The sequence below is a fragment of the Streptomyces sp. NPDC001220 genome (assembly GCF_053597895.1).
Window position 1 is genome coordinate 585981 of sequence record NZ_JBSFJE010000004.1, and the last position, 19811, is coordinate 605791.

General features: G+C 72.0%; 17 protein-coding genes. 7 read left to right on the forward strand and 10 right to left on the reverse strand.

Features of this window, described 5'->3' with window-relative positions; all coding sequences use genetic code 11:
* Window positions 1-292: 292 nt before the first annotated feature.
* From ACWDGI_RS13345 to ACWDGI_RS13365, 5 genes are read right to left on the reverse strand one after another with little or no spacing between them, the layout of a single operon-like run.
* Window positions 293-2023 carry an RICIN domain-containing protein gene (locus ACWDGI_RS13345; RefSeq protein ID WP_450758422.1) on the reverse strand — a complete coding sequence of 577 codons (1731 nt, stop codon included), beginning with the start codon at window positions 2021-2023 and terminating at the stop codon, window positions 293-295.
* 38 nt (window positions 2024-2061) lie between these two features.
* Window positions 2062-2883, reverse strand: coding sequence for a carbohydrate ABC transporter permease (locus ACWDGI_RS13350; protein ID WP_450758424.1), 822 nt, complete (start codon window positions 2881-2883; stop codon window positions 2062-2064).
* Window positions 2880-3725, reverse strand: coding sequence for a carbohydrate ABC transporter permease (locus tag ACWDGI_RS13355; protein ID WP_450758426.1), 846 nt, complete (start codon window positions 3723-3725; stop codon window positions 2880-2882). Before ACWDGI_RS13355 ends, ACWDGI_RS13350 begins: the two co-directional genes overlap by 4 nt.
* Window positions 3722-4825 carry a sugar ABC transporter substrate-binding protein gene (locus tag ACWDGI_RS13360; RefSeq protein WP_450758428.1) on the reverse strand — a complete coding sequence of 368 codons (1104 nt, stop codon included), beginning with the start codon at window positions 4823-4825 and terminating at the stop codon, window positions 3722-3724. Before ACWDGI_RS13360 ends, ACWDGI_RS13355 begins: the two co-directional genes overlap by 4 nt.
* A gap of 32 nt (window positions 4826-4857) precedes the next feature.
* Complete coding sequence (locus ACWDGI_RS13365) at window positions 4858-6801, reverse strand: glycoside hydrolase family 127 protein (protein WP_450758430.1); 1944 nt, start codon at window positions 6799-6801, stop codon at window positions 4858-4860.
* Window positions 6802-7091: 290 nt separating this feature from the next.
* Here ACWDGI_RS13365 and ACWDGI_RS13370 point away from each other — a divergent pair, with 290 nt between their 5' ends.
* Window positions 7092-8114: a LacI family DNA-binding transcriptional regulator gene (locus ACWDGI_RS13370; RefSeq protein WP_450758432.1), complete on the forward strand. Its 1023-nt coding sequence runs from the start codon at window positions 7092-7094 to the stop codon at window positions 8112-8114.
* A gap of 110 nt (window positions 8115-8224) precedes the next feature.
* Window positions 8225-10507 (forward strand): MFS transporter, encoded by a 2283-nt coding sequence (locus tag ACWDGI_RS13375; protein ID WP_450758434.1) that lies wholly within the window; start codon window positions 8225-8227, stop codon window positions 10505-10507.
* A gap of 147 nt (window positions 10508-10654) precedes the next feature.
* Here the strand turns inward: ACWDGI_RS13375 and ACWDGI_RS13380 are convergent, their stop codons facing one another.
* Window positions 10655-12025 (reverse strand): vWA domain-containing protein, encoded by a 1371-nt coding sequence (locus ACWDGI_RS13380; RefSeq protein ID WP_450758436.1) that lies wholly within the window; start codon window positions 12023-12025, stop codon window positions 10655-10657.
* The gene (locus ACWDGI_RS13385; RefSeq protein WP_351747790.1) at window positions 12022-12879 is read right to left on the reverse strand and encodes an AAA family ATPase; all 858 of its coding nucleotides are present in this window, start codon (window positions 12877-12879) and stop codon (window positions 12022-12024) included. The genes ACWDGI_RS13380 and ACWDGI_RS13385 overlap by 4 nt, the downstream gene beginning before the upstream one ends.
* 122 nt (window positions 12880-13001) lie before the next feature.
* Here ACWDGI_RS13385 and ACWDGI_RS13390 point away from each other — a divergent pair, with 122 nt between their 5' ends.
* The 5 genes from ACWDGI_RS13390 (at window position 13002) to ACWDGI_RS13410 (ending at window position 16964) form a co-directional block, all read left to right on the forward strand.
* Window positions 13002-13574, forward strand: coding sequence for a TetR/AcrR family transcriptional regulator (locus ACWDGI_RS13390; protein ID WP_450758438.1), 573 nt, complete (start codon window positions 13002-13004; stop codon window positions 13572-13574).
* Between the two features lie 466 nt (window positions 13575-14040).
* Window positions 14041-14721 carry an ABC transporter permease gene (locus ACWDGI_RS13395; RefSeq protein WP_450758440.1) on the forward strand — a complete coding sequence of 227 codons (681 nt, stop codon included), beginning with the start codon at window positions 14041-14043 and terminating at the stop codon, window positions 14719-14721.
* Window positions 14718-15389: an ABC transporter permease gene (locus tag ACWDGI_RS13400; RefSeq protein ID WP_450758442.1), complete on the forward strand. Its 672-nt coding sequence runs from the start codon at window positions 14718-14720 to the stop codon at window positions 15387-15389. The genes ACWDGI_RS13395 and ACWDGI_RS13400 overlap by 4 nt, the downstream gene beginning before the upstream one ends.
* Complete coding sequence (locus ACWDGI_RS13405; protein ID WP_450758444.1) at window positions 15386-16327, forward strand: ABC transporter substrate-binding protein; 942 nt, start codon at window positions 15386-15388, stop codon at window positions 16325-16327. The genes ACWDGI_RS13400 and ACWDGI_RS13405 overlap by 4 nt, the downstream gene beginning before the upstream one ends.
* 43 nt (window positions 16328-16370) lie before the next feature.
* Entirely contained in the window at window positions 16371-16964 is a 594-nt protein-coding gene (locus tag ACWDGI_RS13410) for a hypothetical protein (protein WP_450758446.1), read from the forward strand.
* 25 nt (window positions 16965-16989) lie between these two features.
* Here the strand turns inward: ACWDGI_RS13410 and ACWDGI_RS13415 are convergent, their stop codons facing one another.
* The 3 genes from ACWDGI_RS13415 to ACWDGI_RS13425 form a co-directional block, all read right to left on the reverse strand.
* Window positions 16990-18144, reverse strand: a complete 1155-nt coding sequence (locus ACWDGI_RS13415) for an ABC transporter ATP-binding protein (protein ID WP_450758448.1) — start codon at window positions 18142-18144, stop codon at window positions 16990-16992.
* A gap of 298 nt (window positions 18145-18442) precedes the next feature.
* Window positions 18443-19102, reverse strand: a complete 660-nt coding sequence (locus ACWDGI_RS13420) for a LutC/YkgG family protein (RefSeq protein WP_450758450.1) — start codon at window positions 19100-19102, stop codon at window positions 18443-18445.
* Window positions 19099-19811 (reverse strand): lactate utilisation protein LutB domain-containing protein (locus ACWDGI_RS13425; protein WP_450758451.1); only part of this gene is annotated, 713 nt, incomplete at its 5' end. The genes ACWDGI_RS13425 and ACWDGI_RS13420, both read right to left, overlap by 4 nt.

Sequence of the window (19811 nt, forward strand, 5' to 3'; positions counted from 1 at the left end):
CGTCCCTCAGGTTGCCGAAGACCGGGCGGTACGTCTGCCACTGGCGTCCGGCGCGGAGCTGCGGATGTCCTACTTCCGGCCGCCCTCCCCGCCGTAGCCCAGGGCCCAGGGCGACGGCACCGCCGACCGGAGCGAGGCGGCCGCGCCGGGCGCGCCGCCTCCGCCGGCTGCCGGGAGCTGCGGAGGCCGGAACGGGCGCCCGTCCGGCTCGGCCGCGGGCCGGACCGTCGGGCCCACGGGCTCCAGGCCCCGCTTCCCCCCCCCGGTGCGCGGTGGTTCAGAGGCGCGTACGTCAGTGGGCTGTCAGCTTCCACAGGTGGTCGGTGGTGCCGTTGTCGTCCCACTGGAGGACCTGGGCGCCGGACGAGGTGCTCATGTCGGTCACCCCGAGCAGCAGCCCGCTGTTGTAGTTGGCGATCTTGTAGTAGCCGTCGCCGGACGGGATCAGCTGCCAGAGGTGGTCGGCGGTGCCGTTGTCGCCCCAGATCAGTGCGGTGCCGCCGGCACCGGTGCCCGCGTTGGTGATGCCGAGAAGCAGTCCGCTCGCCTGCTGCTGGATCTTGTAGAGGCCGCTGCCGGCGGTCACCAGGGTCCAGTTCTGGTCGGTGCCCGTGGTCGCGGAGGCCTGGACGACCGCGGTGCCCTGGGCGGTGCCCGCGCCGCTGGTGTCCAGCGCGAGGCCGCTGTTCCGGTTGGTGATCCGGTAGCGCCCGGCCAGCGAGGTGGCGGTGCCGCTCGGGGTGACGGTCAGGTGGTAGCCGTCGGAGGCGTTCATGGTCACCGGCACGGTGATCGAGCCGCCGCTGACCGGGTAGTCGGTGTCCGAGACCGTGATCGGTCCGGACACGGCGGTCGTACGGCCCTTGGACGGGGTGTACTCCAGCTTCACGTGCACGGTGCTGCCGAAGGCCGGCAACGACGACAGCCCGTTGACGGTGACGGCGCACGAACCGGTGCAGCCGCCGGCGACCACGCTGATCTGGTTGCCCGCGCCGTTGCGGGAGGCGAAGCCGTCGATGCCCGTCTGCGCCGGGGGCGTGGTGACGAGCATGTTCCCGGACATGTCGCCGTACCACTTGAACAGCCAGTACGCCCCGTTCGGTGAGCCGCCGGTGTCGGTGAGGGTGTCGCCGAGGGTGCCGTAGTGGTTCCAGAAGGCGAGTTCGGCGTCGTGCACACCGGACCGCTCGAACTTGGCGACGTAGCTCGCGAGCGGTCCGGGGACGCCGACCTCGCTCGTGGTGCCGTACTCCTCGATGGCGATCGGGCGGGGGCTGATGCCGAGGCCGGTCTCCAGGGCGCGATAGGCGGCGACATGGGCGGCGATGTTCTGCGAGCCCTGCAGCTCGTGCCAGGCGATGATGTCGGGGACGGTGCCGCTCGCCTTGGCGTCGGTGAGGAACGTACTCATCCAGCTCTGGTTCCACGCCGAGTAACTCGGGCCCTGGACCGGGGTGCTGGAGTCCTTGGCGCGGACCTCCTTGTACGTCGTCGCCCACCCGGAGTCGAAGCTGCCGGCCGCCGAGGTGTCCCAGGTCCAGTCCGGTTCGTTCCACAGCTCGTAGGCGGCGACATTGGTGGCGCCGGAAGACTTCACAGACGCGACCTGCCTGTCCACGGCCGACAGCCAGTCGCTCCAGCTCACCCACTTGTAGGGGAAGTTCGGATACCAGTCCGGCATGCGTACGACGACCTTGGCACCGGCCTTCGCCGCCTCGGGGGCGACCACCAGGGCGTCACCGCCGGGGCTGGGCTCGCCGTTGGGCAGCTGGCTGCCGCCGGGCGCCATCTGCACGAAGGTGTGGGGCCTGAGCGGCTCGACCAGGGTGTCGGCCGGCACGCTCGCGGTGTCCAGGCCGTACAGGCTGCCCGAGGCCACGTGCGTGACCGGGCGCAGGGTCTGGTTCGCGCTCACCACCAGGGTGGTGGCGGAGGTGGGGGCGGACTGGGCGGGAGCGGCGGTGCAGAGGGTGGCGGTCAGCACCACGGCACCGAGGGCGGCTCTGAGGGGGATGCGGCTCATGGCATGGATCTCCTCGAAGAGTGGGGAAGTCGAAGTGCTCAGTCCTTCACCGCGCCCGCGGTCACGCCTGCGGCCACATAGCGCTGGGCGAGGACCAGGAGGACGGCCGCGGGGACCGAGGCGACCACGGCGGTGGCCATGATCGCGTTCCACTCCTGGTTGTTGTTGCCGATGTACTTGTAGATGCCGAGCGTGATCGGCTTCCAACGTCCGCCGCCGTCCAGCGTGTTGGCGAAGACGAAGTCGGACCAGGCCCACAGGAAGCCGAACAGCGAGACGGTGACGATCGCGTTGCGGCTCAGCGGGAGGACGACCGACCGGAAGGTGCGCCAGGTGCCGGCGCCGTCGATCCGGGCGGCCGAGATCAGCTCGCCGGGGATACCCGACATGAACGCCGTGAAGATCATGACGCCGAACGGGACGGCGATCGTGGAGTCCGCGACGATCAGGCCCCACCAGGAGTTGAGCAGTCCGAGGTCCAGGAAGACGCCGTAGAAGCCCATCGCCATGACGATCCCGGGGACCATCTGCGCGACGAGAAGGGCCAGGCCCAGGGCGCCGGCGCCGCGCGGGCGCAGCTTCGCCAGTGCGTAGCCGGCCGGGGCGGCGAGGGCGAGGGTGAGGGCGACCGTGCCGAGGCCGATGAGCAGGCTGGTGCCGAGGTAGGGCAACTGGTCGTCCAGGACGGCCCGGTAGCCCTCGAAGGTGGGGTGCAGCGGGAGCAGGTCCGGCGGGCTCTTGCGCATGTCCCGCTGCGGAGTGAGGGAGACGTTGACCATCCAGTACACCGGGAACAGCATCAGCGCGGTGAGGAGCAGTCCGAGGACGGTGTAACAGCGGTTTTTCGCACGGGACTTCATGCCTCCTGCCTCCTCTGTACGCGGATGTACAGCAGGCCGAAGGCCAGGGCGATGAGGATCAGGATGTCGCCGACGGCCGCACCGGGACCGAACCTGGGCAGCAGGGTGCCGAAGCCGAGCTGGTACGACCAGGTGGCCAGGGTGGAGGAGGCGTCGCCCGGACCGCCCTTGGTCATGATCCAGATCAGGTCGAACACCTTGAGCGTGTAGACGAGCCCGAGCAGCAGCGTGATCGCCGACACCGGGCGCAGCAGCGGGAAGGTGATCCGGCGGAACTGCTGCCAGCCGCCCGCCCCGTCCAGCGCCGCCGCCTCGTACAGCTCGCCGGGGATGTTCTGCAGGCCGCTGTGCAGGATGACCAGGTTGAAGGGGATGCCGATCCAGATGTTGGCGACGATCACCGAGGCCAGCGCCCAGTCCGGCGAGGTCAGCCAGCCGACGGGGGCCACGCCGAAGAAGTGCAGGAAGTAGTTCACCACTCCCGACTCGCTGTTGAACATCCACGACCACGTCGACGCCGACACGATCAGCGGCAGCAGCCAGGGGATCAGGAACAGCGCCCGCAGTACGGTCGACAGCCTGAAGTGCCGGTTGAAGAAGACCGCGAGGGCGAGCCCGGCCGCGTACTGGAAGACGATCGACACGAGGGTGAAGACCATCGTGTGCCGCATCGCGGGTCCGAACGTCGGATCGTCCAGCACCTTCCGGAAGTTGTCCCAGCCGGAGAAGGGTGCGTCGCCCGCCACGAAGGACCGGACGGTGTAGTCGCGCAGGCTCAGATCGAGGTTGCGGCAGAGCGGATAGACGTAGAAGGCGCAGAGGTAGGCGAGCAGCGGTGTCACGCCGCCGCGACCGCCGCTACCCAGGGCTTCAACTCCGGGTTCTTCTTGACCTGTTCGGCCTGTACGGCGGAGGTGGGCGCCACGTACATGAGCGTGGTGTCGGTGGCCAGCAGGCTGGAGTCGCTGGTCAGGCAGGTGACGATCTTCTTGGTGGTGGCGTAGCGCGAGGTGTCCTGCTGTACGGGCACGGTCACGAACTCGCCGCCGGTCGGCACCGGCGCCGAACCGCCGTTCCGGCCGGGGATGCTGATGACCCCGTACGGGAAGCCGGCCTTGTCGGCGTTGCCGAGCTGCCAGGTGCCGTTCTCGCTGAACGCGTACTCCCCGGTGGCGAACTCCTGCCAGCTGGTGGTCTGGGTGTTCTGCAGCACGTCCTTCGGCGCGTACCCCGCGTCCACCCACTGCTTCCACAGCGCCAGTGCGGCCACTCCCTTGGCCGAGCCGAGTTCGGTGAGGTCGCCGCCCGCGCCCCAGAACCAGGGCAGGAACTGGAAGCTGCCCTCCTCCGTGTTGATCGCCGAGAAGGTGATCCCCTTCCTGCCGGCCGCCTTCACCTTCTTCAGCGCGGCCGTGAGCGACGTCCAGTCCTTGACCGAGGCCGGGTCGACACCGGCGGCGGAGAGGATCTTCTTGTTGTAGTAGAGCGCGAGGGTGTTGGCGCCGATCGGCACGCCGTAGGAGGCGTTGTCGATCGTGCCGGCCCCGATGATGTTCTTCTGGATCGACGAGGTGTCCAGACCCAGGTCGCCGGTCTTGTTGAGGATCCCCGCCTCCACCAGCGTGGAGACGACCGGGTTGTCGACCAGCATCACGTCCGGCGCGTTGCCCTGCTGGGCGGCCAGCAGCGCCTTGTTGCCCAGGTCGGTGGTGTCGTACGCGGTCCGCTTGAGCTTCACCCCGGCCGCGGTGCCGCACGCGGTGACCCGCTTGCCCCACTCCGAGGAGGAGTCGAACTGCGGATACGGGTCCCAGAAGGTGTACGTGCCGCCGGCCGGGGAGGACGATCCCGAGGAGCCGGAACCGCCACCGCAGGCGGTGAGGGAGGCGAGGGTGCCGAGGGCGACGGCGGTGACCATGACGGTACGGCGGGTGGGTATCACGGGGTGACCTCGTTGTCGTAGGACGGGGTGTCTCAGGAGGTGGGGAGCCAGACGCGCATGCTGCCGTCCTCGCGGTTGGCCCAGACGTGGTACGGGATCGCGGTCAACTCGATCGGCTCGCCGTCGGGTTCGGGACCGGAGTGGTCCGCGGTGCGGTAAGGCCACCAGCCCCGGTGGGGGGTCCGCCGCCGGTGTCCGGCGGCCACCACGGTGGCGACACCGCCGAGCAGGTCCGGTCGGTGCTTCACGGCCGGCGGCCGGGACGGGTCCAGGACGATGTCGTCCAGGCCGCCGCCCGGATGGTCGGCCTGCTCAAGGCAGTACACGAGCGGCCCCCGCTCGATCGCCACACAGCCGCGTACGGCGTCCACGCGCGGGTCGGCCGCGGTGAGCCGGGGTTCGAGGACGAGTTCGAGGTGTACCCGGTCGCCCGGTCGCCAGGTGCGCGTCAGCCGCAACCAGCCCTGGTCCACCGGGGCGTCGGACCGGTCGTACGTCTGCGTGCCGCACCGCACCCGGAAGTCCCGGCACCACTGCGGGATGCGCAGGGACAGCGTCCAGGGGGCGTCGGCCGGGGTCTCCTCGACGGTGAACCCGATCGTGCCGTGCCAGGGGTAGTCCGTCTCCGCGCGGACCCGGACCCGGTCGTTCTCGTACGCGCCGGTCACGAACTGGTGGATCTGCAGGCCCTGTTCGTCGCTCGACGCCAGGTAGTGCGTCAGCCCGGCCAGCAGTCGCATCACGTTGGGCGGGCAGCAGGCGCAGCGGAACCAGCGGGTGCGGCGGGCCGACTGGTCGCCGCCGGTGTCGGTGTGCCCGTCGCGCACCTGGAGCGGGTTGACGTACAGCCACCGCTCGCCGTCCAGCGAGACCCCGGCCAGGAAGCCGTTGAACAGGGTGCGCTCGATCAGGTCGGAGTAGCGGGCCTCGCCGGTGAGGAGGGCCAGCCGCCAGCTCCACTGCACCGAGGCGATCGCGGCACAGGTCTCGCAGTAGGCCCGCTCGTTGGGGAGTTCGTAGGGGTCGCCGAAATCCTCCTTGTCGTGGTGGGCGCCGAGGCCACCGGTGAGATGCGTCTTGGTGGTCGTCATGGCGTGCCACAACCGCTCACCGGCCGCCCGCAGTTCGGCGTCCCCGGTCTCCGCCGCCAGGTCCGCGGCGGCCGCCAGCAGGTACAACTGCCGTACGGCATGGCCCTCGACGTTCGTGGCCTCGCGCAGCGGGACCCGGTCCTGGCAGTAGGACGCGCCTCCGAGCAGACCATGGCCGTGCCGGTCCACGAAGTAGCCGGCCAGGTCCAGATAGCGGCGCTCGCCGGTCTCCCGGTACAGCTCCACCAGGGCGGTCTCGACCTCCGGGTGACCGTCGATGCCGTCGATGGGCCTGCCGCTGCCGGGGAGGCCGAAGACCGAGTCGACATGGTCGGCGAACCTGCGTGCCACGTCGAGGAGTTCGGTGCGACCGGTGGCGCGGTGGTGGGCCACGGCCGCCTGGATCAGATGGCCCGCGCAGTACAACTCGTGGCCCCAGCGCAGGTCCTGGTACCGCTCGCCGCCCTTGACCAGCTGGAACCAGGTGTTGAGATAGCCGTCGGGCTGCTGCGCGGCGGCCACCAGGGCGACGATCCGCGCCACGTCGGCGGCCAGTGCGGTGTCCTCCCCCTGGGCGAGTTGCCAGGACGCCGCCTCCAGCCACTTGTAGACGTCCGTGTCGACGAACGGGTACGCGCCCCGGAACTCGCCCTCGGGCGCGGCGCCCGGCGACGCGGAGGCCGCCAGGCGCAGGTTGTGCAGGTTGCCGGCGGACTCCAGCAGGTCCGGACCCTGGGGGAGGGAGACCCGGGCGTTGGTGGTGCGGCGGTCGTGCCAGAAGCCGCCGTCGATGGCGACGGTCGCCGGGCGCAGCGCGGTGCGGGCGTCGGGGGTGAGACGGACGGGGCCGGCGGGTGCGGGACGGGCGGCGCGGGTGCGGGGCATGGCTCTCCGGGGGTGGGGAGGAAGTGAGTGCCTGGGCGACGGCGGAGTCGAAATATCGAACGCCGTCCGGGACTTGGGGCGCGATGTGGCGCGGAACCACTGTGCGCAACCGTTTTCTCGCCGAGAAGTACAGGGCAGCCGAGGGGAGGGGTCAAGACGCCCGGCACAGATTTTTCAACTTGCCCGGCGGGTCTGGCACTTCACTCCGGTGACTGCGACGATGTGGCGCGGCTCTGTCGCCGGGAGGCCGGCGGCACCGCCGAGAAGCCGTCCAGGGAAAAGGTTTGCCCGTGACCTCTGCGCCAGACTCTCCGCCCGTCGGCCGGGCCCGGCTCGCCGATGTCGCCGCGCTCGCCGGCGTCAGCGTCGGCACGGCCTCCAAGGCGCTGAACGGCGCCGGCCGGATGCGCCCGGAGACCCGGCAACGGGTGCTGGACGCGGTGCAGGCGCTCGGCTTCCGGCCCAATCAGCATGCGCAGAGCCTGCACAGCGGCAGGAGTTGGACGGTCGGGCTGATGACGACGGACGGCATCGGCCGCTTCAGTACCCCCGTACTGCTCGGCGCCGAGGACGCGCTCGGCGCCGGGAAGATCTCCGTGCTGCTCTGCGACACCCGTGGCGACGCCATTCGCGAACAGCACCATCTGCGCAACCTCACCGACCGGAGGGTCGACGGCATCATCGTCACGGGCCGCCGTACCGACCCCCGCCCGCCCCTGTCCGGCATCGACCCGGCGATCCCGGTCGTCTACGCCCTCTCACCGTCGACCGACCCCGCCGACACCTCCGTCGTCACCGACGACCGGGGCGGCGCCCGGCTCGCCGTGGAACACCTGCTGGCTACCGGCCGTACCCGGATCGCCCATGTCACCGGGCCCGAGCACCATCAGGCGGCCCGCGACCGCGCCGCGCACGCCGTCCGGCACCTGGCCGGGGCCGGACTCCAACTCGCCACCGGCCGGGTGCACTTCGGGGAGTGGAGCGAGGCCTGGGGGCGGCGGGCCGCCGACGCGGTACTGCGGACGGCGCCCGACACGGACGCCGTCTTCTGCGGCAACGACCAGATCGCCCGTGGGGTGGCGGACGCGCTGCGCGAGCGCGGCAGGGACGTGCCGGGGGACATCGCGGTCGTCGGCTACGACAACTGGGACACGATGGCGCTCGCCTGCCGTCCGCCGCTCACCACCGTCGACATGAACCTGGCCGGGATCGGGCGGATCGCCGCGCTGCGGCTGCTCCGGGCCATCGACGCCGAACCGGCGCCCGGGGTGCACACGGTGCCGTGCCGGCTGGTGGTGCGCGAGTCCAGCTGAGCGGCCTTCACCCCCGTCGCACGGAACCCGGCTATGCTTGCTTAAGTAAATCAAGTGACTTACATTCGGGAGGGTCGTGCAGACTCGAGTGGCCCTACGGAGGCTCGACCATGTCCCATGCACAGCCCCGGCCGATGGAGGCAGGGGAGTCCGCCGCGCCGCGGACCAATGTAGTCGTCGCGGTGCTGGCCTTCGGCGGGATCGTGGTCTCGCTGATGCAGACCCTCGTGATCCCCATCGTGCCCGAGCTGCCGAAGCTGCTCGACGCGTCGGCGTCCGACGCGGTCTGGGCCGTCACCGCCACCCTGCTCGCGGCCGCCGTCGCCACGCCGGTCATGGGGCGGCTCGGCGACATGTACGGCAAGCGGCTGATGCTGCTGACCAGCCTGGTGATGCTCGTCGCCGGATCGGTCACCGCCGCGCTCAGCGACACCCTCGTACCGATGATCGTCGGCCGCGCGCTGCAGGGCCTGGCCTCGGGCGTGATCCCGCTCGGCATCAGCATCATGCGCGACGAACTCCCCGCCGAACGGCTCGGCTCCGCGACCGCGCTGATGAGCGCCTCCCTCGGCGTCGGCGGCGCGCTCGGCCTGCCCGCGGCCGCGCTGATCGCCGACCACTTCGACTGGCACATGCTGTTCTGGACCTCGGCCGTGCTCGGCGTAGTCGCCGCCCTGCTGGTCATGCTGCTGGTGCCGGAGTCCAAGGTGCGCACCGGCGGCCGGTTCGACCTGCCCGGCGCCCTCGGCATGGCGGCCGGCCTGGTCTGCCTGCTCCTCGGCATCTCCAAGGGCGCCGACTGGGGCTGGGACAGCGGCACCACGCTCGGCCTGTTCGGGGCCGCCGTGGTGATCCTGCTCGCCTGGGGCTGGTACGAACTGCGCACCCTGCAACCGCTGGTCGACCTGCGCACCACCGCCCGCCGTCAGGTCCTGGTGACGAACCTCGCCTCGATCGCCTTCGGCTTCTCCATGTTCGCGATGTCCCTGGTGCTTCCGCAGCTCCTGCAGTTGCCTGAGGCGACCGGCTACGGGCTGGGCAAGTCGCTGCTCGACGCGGGCCTGGTGATGGCCCCGACCGGCCTGGTGATGATGGCGACGGCACCGGTGTCGGCCCTCGTCTCCAAGAACTTCGGGCCGAAGATCACCCTGATGTGCGGCGCGGTGATCGTGGCCGCCGGGTACGGGCTCAACATCGTGCTCATGGACGCCGTCTGGCAGCTCGTCCTGGTCTCCTGCATCGTCGGCGCCGGCATCGGCTTCGCCTACGGCGCGATGCCCGCGCTCATCATGGGCGCCGTCGACCCGCACGAGACGGCCGCCGCGAACAGCCTCAACACCCTGATGCGGTCCATCGGTACGTCGACCGCCAGCGCCGTCGCCGGAGTCATCCTGGCCCAGATGACGAACGTCTTCGGCGGTGTCACCGTGCCCTCCGAGAACGGCTTCAAGGTGGTCATGGCGGTCGGCTCCGGCGCGGCGGTCCTCGCGCTGCTGGTGGCCGCATTCATCCCGCGCCGGAAGCCGGCCCCGGCCGCGGCCCCTGCGGTCGTGACCGAGGCGGCGCCCGGACCGGCGCCTGAGTCACCGGTGGCTGCGAAAGGCGCCCCGGTGACCATCTCCCTCAGCGACGACGGTGTCCAGGTGCGCGGGCGGGTGCGGGGCGCCGACGGAACCGGCGTCGGCCGGGCGGCCGTCACCCTGATCTCCCTGGGCGGCCGCCAGCTCGGCCGCGCGGAGGCGGACGCCGAGGGGCGCTACGCCGTGGCGGCGCCCGGCGAGGGCACGTACGTCCTCATAGCCTCCGCCGACGGCTGCCGGCCGCAGGCCACCACCCTGGTCGTGAGCAGCGAACCGGTCGCGTACGACGTGCTGCTCAGCGGCGGCAGCGGTCTGGCCGGACTGGTGCGGGCCGCGGACAGCGGGGCGCCGGTCGCCGGGGCCGTGGTGGTCGTCACCGACGTCCGCGGGGACGTGCTCGCCACCCAGCAGACGGACGGACTCGGGGAGTTCGCGGTCGGCGACCTGGTACCGGGCCCGGTGACCCTGGCCGTCAGCTCGCCCAAGCACCGGCCGCTCGCCCTGCCCGTCGAGGTCGCCGGTACCGGCGTCACCCGAGTGGAGGTCGAACTGCGGCCCGGCGCCCACGTGCGCGGCACGGTACGCGGCGCCGGAGGCCCGCTGGGCGACGCGCGGGTCACGCTGGTGGACGTCGCCGGCAACGTCGTCGCCACGACCACCACCGGGCACGACGGCGGGTACGCCTTCCCCGACCTGGACACCGGCCCGTACACGGTCATCGCGACCGGCTACCCGCCGCACGCCACCGGAGTGCTCGTCTCCGGCGCCGACATCCACGACCACGACATCGAACTCTCCCATCCCGGCGCGTAGTCCACCCGGCCCCACGTCGAGGTCGGGGAAGGTGCGCACCGGGGCCACCGGACCGAAGACCTCCTCCGCGTGGGCCGGGGAGGCGTCGGTGACGCCGGCTGCACCAACCGGGTGCCGTGACCGTCCGCCGGTGACGGCACCCGTCTGTCATACCGGCAGCAGCCGTGCGATCAGCCCGCTGAGCTGGCGGGCCGTACGGCACTCGTGCATCTCCACCAGTTCCGCGTACTCGGGCGCCACCGAGTCGCCGGTGCCCCACAGGGAGCGCGCCTCGGGGTTCAGCCAGTAGACGCGGCGCGCCTGTCCGGCGATCCGGCGGACGGCCGCGAGGTTCGGGTCGAGGTTGTTGGTGCGGGCGTCGCCGAGCACGAACACCGTGCTGCGCGGGCCGACCGCGGCGCCGTACCGCTCCGCGAACTCGCCCAGCGACACCCCGTAGTCGCTGCTGCCGTGCCAGCCGGTGAGAGTCGCCTCGGCGCTGATCCGGGCGCCGAGCCCCTCCGGGTCGGCCCGGCCGTGTTCGAGCAGGCCGGTCACCTCGTCGATCCGGTTGACGAAGGCGAACACCCGGACCTTGCTGAACTGGTCGTGCAACGCCTGCACCAGCAGCATCGTGAAGTCCGAGAACCCCGACACCGAGCCCGACACATCGCACAGCAGCACCAGTTCGGGCCGGACCGGCCGGCGCCGGCGCAGCACCGGCCGCATCGGCACCCCGCCCGTGGACAGCGAACCGCGCAGCGTGCGGCGCAGGTCGATGGTGCCCCGCGCGGCGCGGCGGCGGCGCGCGGCCAGCCGGGTCGCCAGCTTGCGGGCCAGCGGCTGAACAGCCCTGCGCAGTTCGGCGAGTTGATCCCGCCCGGCGAACAGGAAGTCCACCCGGTCGGCGCTCGGCGCCACCGCCCGCCGGGCGATCTCGTCCCGCCCGCGCCGCTCGGCCACCCGGCGCCGGGCCTCCGCCGCGACCATCCCCCGGAACGCCTCGATCCGCCGCCGGATCTCGTCGTCCAGCAGCCGGTCCGTGAACCCCGGGTCGGTGCCCCGCGCCCGGACGTCCGCCCGCACCCGCGCCAGCAGCGTCTGCGGCCGCAGCCGGTCCAGCGTCTGGTACGACGACCACCCGTCCGAGCCCGACGGACTTCCGTACCCGCCCATGCCGTCCACCGCCTGCGCCGCCAACTGCCGCAGCAGCGCGGTGTCGTCGTCGGCCAGCGCGGCCGCGAGCCGCTCCCGCAGCTGGTCCCGGTCGGCCGGCTCGGCGCCCGGGCCGCCCACGCCGCGCGGGAAGTAGAGGTCGAAGACCTGGTCGAACACGGCCCGTTGGTCCGTACCGTGCAGCAGGGTCGCGGCCAGCCCCTCGCGCAGCAGCTCCCGGTCCGCCAGGCCCAGCGCCGCCACCGCCCGGCCCGCGTCCACGGTCTCCCCGGTGCCGACCCGCACCCCGTGCGCCCGCAGTGCCCCGACCAGACCGGTGAGCCGGTCGGCGAGGTCGGCCGGAGCGTGTGCCGCTGCGCTCACAGCGCGTCCAGGTCCAGCTTGGCGGCCGCCTTCTGGATGTCGTCCTGGTGCTTGAGGATCACGCCCAGGGAATCCCGTACGACCTGCTCGTCCAGGGTGTCGGCGCCCAGTGCCAGCAGGGTGCGCGCCCAGTCGATCGTCTCGGCCACCGACGGCACCTTGCGCAGGTCCATCGCCCGCAGCGCCCCGACCACCCGGACCACGGACTCGGTGAGCGCCTCGCCGAGCCCCGGCACCTTCAGCCGTACGATCCGGCGCTCCAGCTCCTCGTCCGGGAACCCGATGTGCAGGAACAGGCAGCGGCGGCGCAGCGCCTCGGACAGCTCACGGCTCGCGTTCGAGGTGAGCACCACGAAGGGGCGGCGGGTCGCGGTGACCGTGCCCAGCTCGGGGACGGTCACCTGGAAGTCGCTGAGCACCTCGAGGAGCAGGCCCTCCACCTCGACGTCGGCCTTGTCGGTCTCGTCGATCAGCAGCACCTTGGGGTCGTCGCCCCGGATCGCGGTGAGCAGCGGCCGGGGGAGCAGGAACTCCTCGCTGAAGATGTCGGTACGGGCCTCGTCCCAGGTCTCGTCCCGGCCGGCGCTGATGCGCAGCAGCTGCTTGGCGTGGTTCCACTCGTACAGCGCCCGGGACTCGTCCACACCCTCGTAGCACTGCAGCCGTACCAGCCGGGCGCCGGCGACCTCGGCGACGGCCTTCGCCAGCTCGGTCTTGCCGACCCCGGCGGGCCCCTCGACGAGGAGGGGTTTGCCGAGCCGGTCGGCCAGGAAGACGGTGGTGGCGACGGCGGGGGAGGCGAGATAGCCGGTCTCCGCGAGGCGGGCTGAGACGTCGTCGACGGAAGTGAACAACGGGGGCCTCCGGCTGAGCGGCGTAGGAGCTGACCTCACTATCTAAGCGCTTGTTCAGCGAGCTTGCCACCCTGTATACCGATCGGTTTCCGAATGTGCTGCCGAGAGGTAACCTCGGGCCTATGGCCACCACCGACAAGGCGTCCCCCCGCGACCGGCTGCTCGATGCCGCCGCCGAGCTCTTCTACCGCGACGGCGTCTCCGTGGGCGTCGAGGCGCTGTGCAGGTCGGCCGGGGTGTCGAAGCGCTCGATGTACCAGCTCTTCGACAGCAAGGAGGAGATGCTGGCCGCCAGCCTGGAGCGCCGCAGGGCCTGGTACGAGGCGCAGCTCACGCCCGCCGAGGACGCGACGGGCACGCCCCGCGAGCGGATCCGGTACGTCTTCGAGCGGCTGGAGAAGAACTCCGGGAACCCCGAGTACCACGGCTGCCCGTACCTCGCCGTCCTGGTCGAGCTGAAGGACCCCGAGCACCCGGCGAGCGTGGTGGCCCGCGACGCCAAGGGCCGGATGGAGGGCTTCTTCCGGGAGCAGGCCGAACAAGGGGGCGCGACCGACCCGGCCGTCCTCGCCCGGCAGCTGATGCTGGTCTTCGACGGCTCCAGCGCCCGGGCCGGCGCCCACATCGAGCGGCTGGACGACGGCCTGGCCACGGGAACGGCGACGGCGCTGATGGACGCGGGCGGAATGGCGTAGCACCACCTGCCGGGGGGCCACCACGGCGAACCCGACCGCCGCCCGGCACGGCGTGGTGCGCTAGGCCGGCCGCCCGGCATGGCCTGGTGGGTTAGGTCGGGGGGCCTGGCAGGCCGTGGTGCACAGGCCGGCCGCCTGCAGCCGGGCACGGCATGGCTTGGTGGGCTAGGCCGGGGAGCATGGCATGGCCTGGTGGGTTAGGTCGGGGGCCTGGCATGCGTGGTGCACAAGGCCAGCCGCCCGGCATGGCGTGGTGGGCTAGGGCGGGGAGCATGGCATGGCCTGGTGGGTTAGGTCGGGGAGCCCGGCATGGCGTGGTGCGCTAGGTCGAGGCGCCCCGCAAGGCCTGGTGCACTCGCCTCGGGCGTCCCGGGCGTCCCGGGCGTCCCGGTCCTCCCCGCCGTCGGCGACCCGGACGGGTGAGTACAACGCGCCGGGCGGGTCGCCCGCCCGATGCAATGGACGCGTGACCGCGCCCCCGAACGACTGCCTCGCGCGCAACGAGTGGATCTGCGGGGCCTATCTGAGTACCCGCCGCCAGATCCTCCTCGACGCGGTCGGGCAGCATCTCCGGCTCACCGCGGTCTCCGTGCTCATCGGTCTCGCCATCGCCGTCCCCCTGGCCGTGCTGGCCCGCCGCTGGCGCTGGTCGGCCGCGCCCGTCCTCGGCGTCACGACGATCCTCTACACCATCCCCTCCCTGGCGATGTTCTCGCTGCTCCTGCCGGTCTACGGCCTCTCGGCCACCCTCGTCGTCGCCGGTCTGGTGCTCTACTCGCTCACCCTGCTCGTCCGGAACATCCTCGCGGGCCTGCGCGCCGTGCCCGAGGAGACCCGGCAGGCCGCCCGCGGCATGGGCTACGGCCCGATCCGCCTGCTGCTCACCGTGGAGCTGCCGCTCGCCCTGCCCGCCGCGATGGCCGGACTGCGCATCGCCACCGTCTCGGCGGTCTCCCTGGTCACCGTCGGCGCGATCGTCGGTTTCGGGGGCCTCGGCAACCTGATCTACGCCGGCATGAACACCTACTTCAAGGCCCAGGTACTCACCGCCTCCGTCCTGTGCGTGCTGATCGCCGTCGCCGCCGACCTGCTGCTGCTCGGTGTGCAGCGACTGCTCACCCCGTGGACGCGGGCGGCCCGCGCATGACGACGCTCGCCGACGCCTGGGACTGGCTCACCGACTCCGCGCACTGGTCGGGCGGCGACGGCATCGGGCACCGGCTGCTCCAGCACCTCGTCCTCACCGTCGTCTGCCTCGTCATCAGCTGTGCCGTCGCCCTGCCCGTCGCCCTGGTCCTCGGCCACCTCGGCAAGGGCGGCGCACTCGCCGTGAACATCTCCAACGTGGGCCGTGCCGTCCCCACCTTCGCCGTCCTGGTCCTGCTGCTCCTCACCCCGATCGGCCGGTGGGGCGAGGGTCCCACGGTGGTGGCCCTGGTGCTGTTCGCGATACCGCCGCTGCTCACCAACGCCTACGTCGGCATGCGGGAGGTCGACCGGAGCATCGTGCAGGCGGCGCGCGGTATGGGGATGACCGGGCGCCAAATGCTGTTTCACGTGGAACTGCCCCTTTCGCTCCCCTTGGTCCTCAACGGTGTGCGGATCGCCGCCGTCCAGCTCGTGGCCACGGCGACCATCGCCGCGCTGGCGGGCGGGGGAGGGCTGGGGCGGATCATCACCGCCGGATTCAACCTGGCCAGCACACCCCAGGTGGTCGCCGGGGCGATCCTGGTCGCCGTCTTCGCGCTGATCGTGGAGGGCGTCTTCGAGCTCGCCGAGCGGCTCGCCCCGGTCTGGGTGCGGGGCTCGCGGTGAGGTCCCGTACGGCGGTGCCCGGCGTGCTGCTGCTCGCCCTCACCGCCTGCACCAACGGCCCCTCCCTGGAGAACCGCGGGGAGGTCACCGCACCCCCGGGCGACAGCCGGCAGCTGACCGTCGGCTCGGCCGGATTCACCGAGAGCGACCTGCTCGCCCAGATGTACGCACAGCTGCTGAACCAGGCCGGCTACCGGACCTCCCTCATCACCGTCGCCAACCGGGAGATCTACGAACCCGCCCTGGAGTCCGGGCAGATCGACGTCGTCCCCGAGTACGCGGCCACCTTCGCCGACTGGCTCAACGCCAAGGCCAACGGCCCCGACGCACCGCCCGTGGGCTCGCCCGACCTCGACGCCACGATGAAGGCGCTGCGCCGCCTCGCCACACCGCGCGGTCTCACGGTCCTGGACCCCGGACGGGCGGTGGACCAGAACGCCTTCGCGGTCACCGCCGCCTACGCCCGGGAGCACCACCTGAAGACGCTCAGCGACCTGGGCGCCTCGGGTCTGAAGGTGCGGCTCGCGGCGGGTGACGAATGTGTGCAACGGCCGTACTGCGAGCCGGGACTGAAGAAGGTCTACGGCATCGACATCACCGGCGTCGACCCCAAGGGCGTCGGGACCACCCAGGCCAAGCGGGCCGTGCAGAGCGGGCAGGACCAGATGGTGCTGACCACGACCACGGACGCGACCCTCGACCAGTTCGGCCTGGTCCTGCTCGCCGACGACAGGCACCTGCAGAACGCCGACTACGTCGTCCCGGTCGTGAACCGCGCGCGGGCGGGCAGCGAGGGCGTGACGAAGGCGCTCGGCAAGCTCAACGACGTCCTGACGACGGCCGACCTGGCCGCCATGAACCAGCAGGTCGACAGCTGGCGCCGGCTGGCCCAGGACGTGGCGCGCACGTACTTGCGGGACAAGGGCCTGGTGAAGTGAGGTGCGGTGCCCGTTGTCAGTGGCGGGCGGTACGTTCCGGGGCATGGGGATCTATCTGGTGAGTGTCGCCGCGCAGGAGTGGTTCGAGGACGAGGAAGAGGGCGGCAAGGGCGCCGTCGCCTCGGCCCTGAACGAGGAGTTGCGGCGGCGCGGGCGCGCGCCGTACGAGTCGGTGCCCGAGCAGGCCGGGTTCGAGCGCGGCGCGGGCTTGTCGTTCGAGGAGAAGCTGGTGCCGTCCATGGACGGGTTCGGTGCGCTGTGCCGGGAGCAGCTGTCGCCGCAGGAGGGGGAGTTGCTGCTGGGCTGGTCGGTGCTGGTGCCGGTCTCCCTCGGCGAGGAGATCCGGCTGCCCCTGGAATCCGCCTACACCGACGAGACGGTGATCGCCGGCGCCCCCGAGGTGCTCGCCCTCGCCGAGCGACTGGCGGCGGCGATCCGGCTTCCCGTCGACGCGATACCGGCGGCCTGCGACAACCTCGATCTGACGATGTGGTTCCTGGAAGGCCCGGCCGAGGAAGCCGCCGCCGTCCGCCCCGGCCCCTGGGGGAAGGACCTGGACACGGCCTTCTACGTCGCGCTGTACCTGCGGGCCGCACAGCACTCACTGCGCCGCGGCTGCCCGCTGACGTACAGCTGACGAACGCCGGCCGGCGCCCCGCCGGTCAGGCGTCGGAGACCGAGTCGAACGGCACCTGGCCTCGGGAGACGCCGCGCGCGTCCGCGTCCACCGAGCGGCGCAGCGCCTCATGCAGCTTGGCCGGGGTCAGGACACCGAGGAACCGCGATCCGTCGAGGACCGCGACCCACCCCGCGTCGTGCTGGAGCATCACACCGAACGCCTGCTTCAGCGGGGCGCCGACCGGCACCCACGCGGTCATCCGGTGCGCGAGGTCTCCGACGGTGCCGCCGGCCGCCAACTCGTCCCGGCCCACCCAGCCGTGCAGGTCGCCGTGCGGGTCCAGGACCACCGCCCAGCGGGCGCCCTCCGCCCGCAACCGCGCCGCGGCGCTCTCGGCGGACTCGGCCGGGCGGGCGACCGGCGGCTGCTCCAGGTCGTCCGGCTGGATCTCGGTCACCGACAGCCGCTTCAGCCCGCGGTCCGCGCCCACGAACTCGGCGACGTACGGCGTGGCGGGCGTCCCCAGCACCGCACCCGGCGTGTCGTACTGCTCGATGCGTCCCTGCCCGTACACCGCGATCCGGTCGCCGAGCCGGACCGCCTCCTCGATGTCATGGGTGACCAGCAGCACCGTCTTGCGCACGGTGGCCTGCATCCTGAGGAACTCGTCCTGCAACTGCTCCCGCACCACGGGATCGACGGCGCCGAACGGCTCGTCCATCAGCAGCACAGGGGGATCCGCGGCGAGCGCGCGGGCCACGCCGACCCGCTGCCGCTGGCCGCCGGAGAGCTGGTCCGGGTAGCGCGGACCGAACGTCCCCGGGTCCAGGCCCACCAGGTCGAGCAGTTCGGCGGCGCGCTTGCGGGCCGCGGCCCGCTTCCAGCCGAGCAGGGCCGGGACGGTCGCGGTGTTGTCGAGGACCGTGCGGTGCGGGAACAGGCCCACCTGCTGGATGACGTAGCCGATGCGGCGGCGCAGTCGCACGGGGTCGACCTGGGCGATGTCCTCGTCGTCGACGAGGATCCGGCCGGAGGTCGGTTCGATGAGCCGGTTGACCATCATCATCGTGGTGGTCTTGCCGCAGCCGGACGGGCCCACGAGGGTGACGAGTTCACCCTCCGCCACGTCGAAGGAGAGGCCGTCCACGGCGGTCGTACCGTCCGGATACCGCTTGGTGACCTGCTCGAACCGGATCATTCCCTCACGCTAGCCGCGCCCTTTGCGGACCGCCCGTCGACACGTATCAACGAGTGGACGGTGACCGTCGGGCACGAGGACGGCCGCGCCACCGCCTCGCGCCCCGCGCGCTTCGAAACGGGTCTGCTGAGCACCGAGGGCGTCACCCGCCGGGACGGCTCCGGCAAGCGACCGAAGGGCGCGGGTGCCCTCGGCCGCCGGGTGCCGCCGACGAGGTCGGGCCGCTGCCCCGGGTCCCGGGCGTGCGCCACACGGCCTTCACGGACGGCGTCGCAGCACGCGAACTGCCGTCCGGTGACTACGAGTCGGCCTCGGCGTTCGGCGGATCGGCGCTGACCAGGATTACCTCCAGGGTGCGTGGGCCGTGCACGCCTTCGACTCGGTCCAGTTCGATGTCGCTGGTGGCGGACGGTCCGGAGATCCAGGTCAACGGGCGTGTCGGGTCGAGGTGTTCGAGGGCCTGGGGGACGGAGGAGACGACCTGGTCCGGTACCCGGACGACGCAGATGTGGTGGTCGGGGACGAGGGTGATGCGGCGGCGGCCCTGGTCGGGGCTGCCGTCCAGGACGATGGTTCCGGTCTCGGCGATCGCCACCGCACACCCGGTGACCACACTGCCCACCTCGTCGAGTTCGTGTGGTGTGCTCTCGGCGCGGTCCGGGATCACCTCGGCGTCGGCCGCCGCGAGCCATGCCGGGTCCAGTCCGGCCGGCACGACCACGGTCCCGGCCCCGCGGCCGGCGATCAGCCGGCCGATCAGCGCGGCCAGGTCACCCTCCGCGCACCGGTGCACGAGCGCCCGGTAGTCCGTGAGGTTCTCGGCGAGCAGCTCCACCGTCTGCGTGACGGTCCGCTGCCCGTGCTCGCGCAGGTACGCCCGTTCGACCGGTGGGTCCTGGCCCTGCACGTCGGCCAGCGCGCGTCGTACCCGGCCCAGGATCCGTTCCCTGCTGCTCATTTGGCGCCGTCCTTTCCGCCGTTGGTCCGCTGCCACCAGTCGCGGAACGGTTCCGGGGGTACCGGCGGGAGGTCCCGGGTTCCGGTCCATGCTCTGCCGGGGCCGGGGAGTGTGCGGGGGTGGAGGCGGCGGCTGCGGGAGGCGAGCCGTTGGCCGGTGCGCAGGGCGGTGGGGTGCGAGAGCGTCCAGCGGGCCGCCCGCATCGCCGCCCGTTCGGCCGCATGTCCCTTGGCCGGCTTGAGCAGCACCTTGTTGCCGCCCCGGACCGCCTCGCCGCCCTCCACGACGCGTTCGCGCAGGTGGACCAGCACCTCGGGGATGTCGATGGCGACGGGGCAGACCTCGTAGCAGGCCCCGCACAGCGATGACGCGTAGGGGAGTGAGGCGTCGATGTCGCTGGCTGTGCCGCGTAGTTGGGGGCTGAGGATCGCGCCGATGGGGCCGGGGTAGACCGAGCCGTAGGCGTGTCCGCCGGCCCGTTCGTAGACCGGGCAGACGTTGAGGCAGGCGGAGCAGCGGATGCAGCGCAGGGCCTGGCGGCCGACCGTGTCGGCGAGGGTGTCGGTGCGGCCGTTGTCGAGGAGGACCAGGTGGAAGGTTTTCGGGCCGTCGCCGTCGGTGGTGCCGGTCCACGTCGAGGTGTAGGGGTTCATCCGCTCGGCGGTCGAGGAGCGGGGCAGGGTCTGCAGGAAGACCTCCAGGTCCCGCC

Bases quoted from the DNA above. Each gene is read 5' to 3' on its own strand.
- ACWDGI_RS13415 (WP_450758448.1), bottom strand. From the start codon at position 18,144: ATGATCCGGTTCGAGCAGGTCACCAAGCGGTATCCGGACGGTACGACC.
- ACWDGI_RS13375 (WP_450758434.1), top strand. From the start codon at position 8,225: ATGTCCCATGCACAGCCCCGGCCGATGGAGGCAGGGGAGTCCGCCGCG.
- ACWDGI_RS13345 (WP_450758422.1), bottom strand. From the start codon at position 2,023: ATGAGCCGCATCCCCCTCAGAGCCGCCCTCGGTGCCGTGGTGCTGACC.
- ACWDGI_RS13350 (WP_450758424.1), bottom strand. From the start codon at position 2,883: ATGAAGTCCCGTGCGAAAAACCGCTGTTACACCGTCCTCGGACTGCTC.
- ACWDGI_RS13400 (WP_450758442.1), top strand. From the start codon at position 14,718: ATGACGACGCTCGCCGACGCCTGGGACTGGCTCACCGACTCCGCGCAC.
- ACWDGI_RS13410 (WP_450758446.1), top strand. From the start codon at position 16,371: ATGGGGATCTATCTGGTGAGTGTCGCCGCGCAGGAGTGGTTCGAGGAC.
- ACWDGI_RS13420 (WP_450758450.1), bottom strand. From the start codon at position 19,102: ATGAGCAGCAGGGAACGGATCCTGGGCCGGGTACGACGCGCGCTGGCC.
- ACWDGI_RS13365 (WP_450758430.1), bottom strand. From the start codon at position 6,801: ATGCCCCGCACCCGCGCCGCCCGTCCCGCACCCGCCGGCCCCGTCCGT.
- ACWDGI_RS13390 (WP_450758438.1), top strand. From the start codon at position 13,002: ATGGCCACCACCGACAAGGCGTCCCCCCGCGACCGGCTGCTCGATGCC.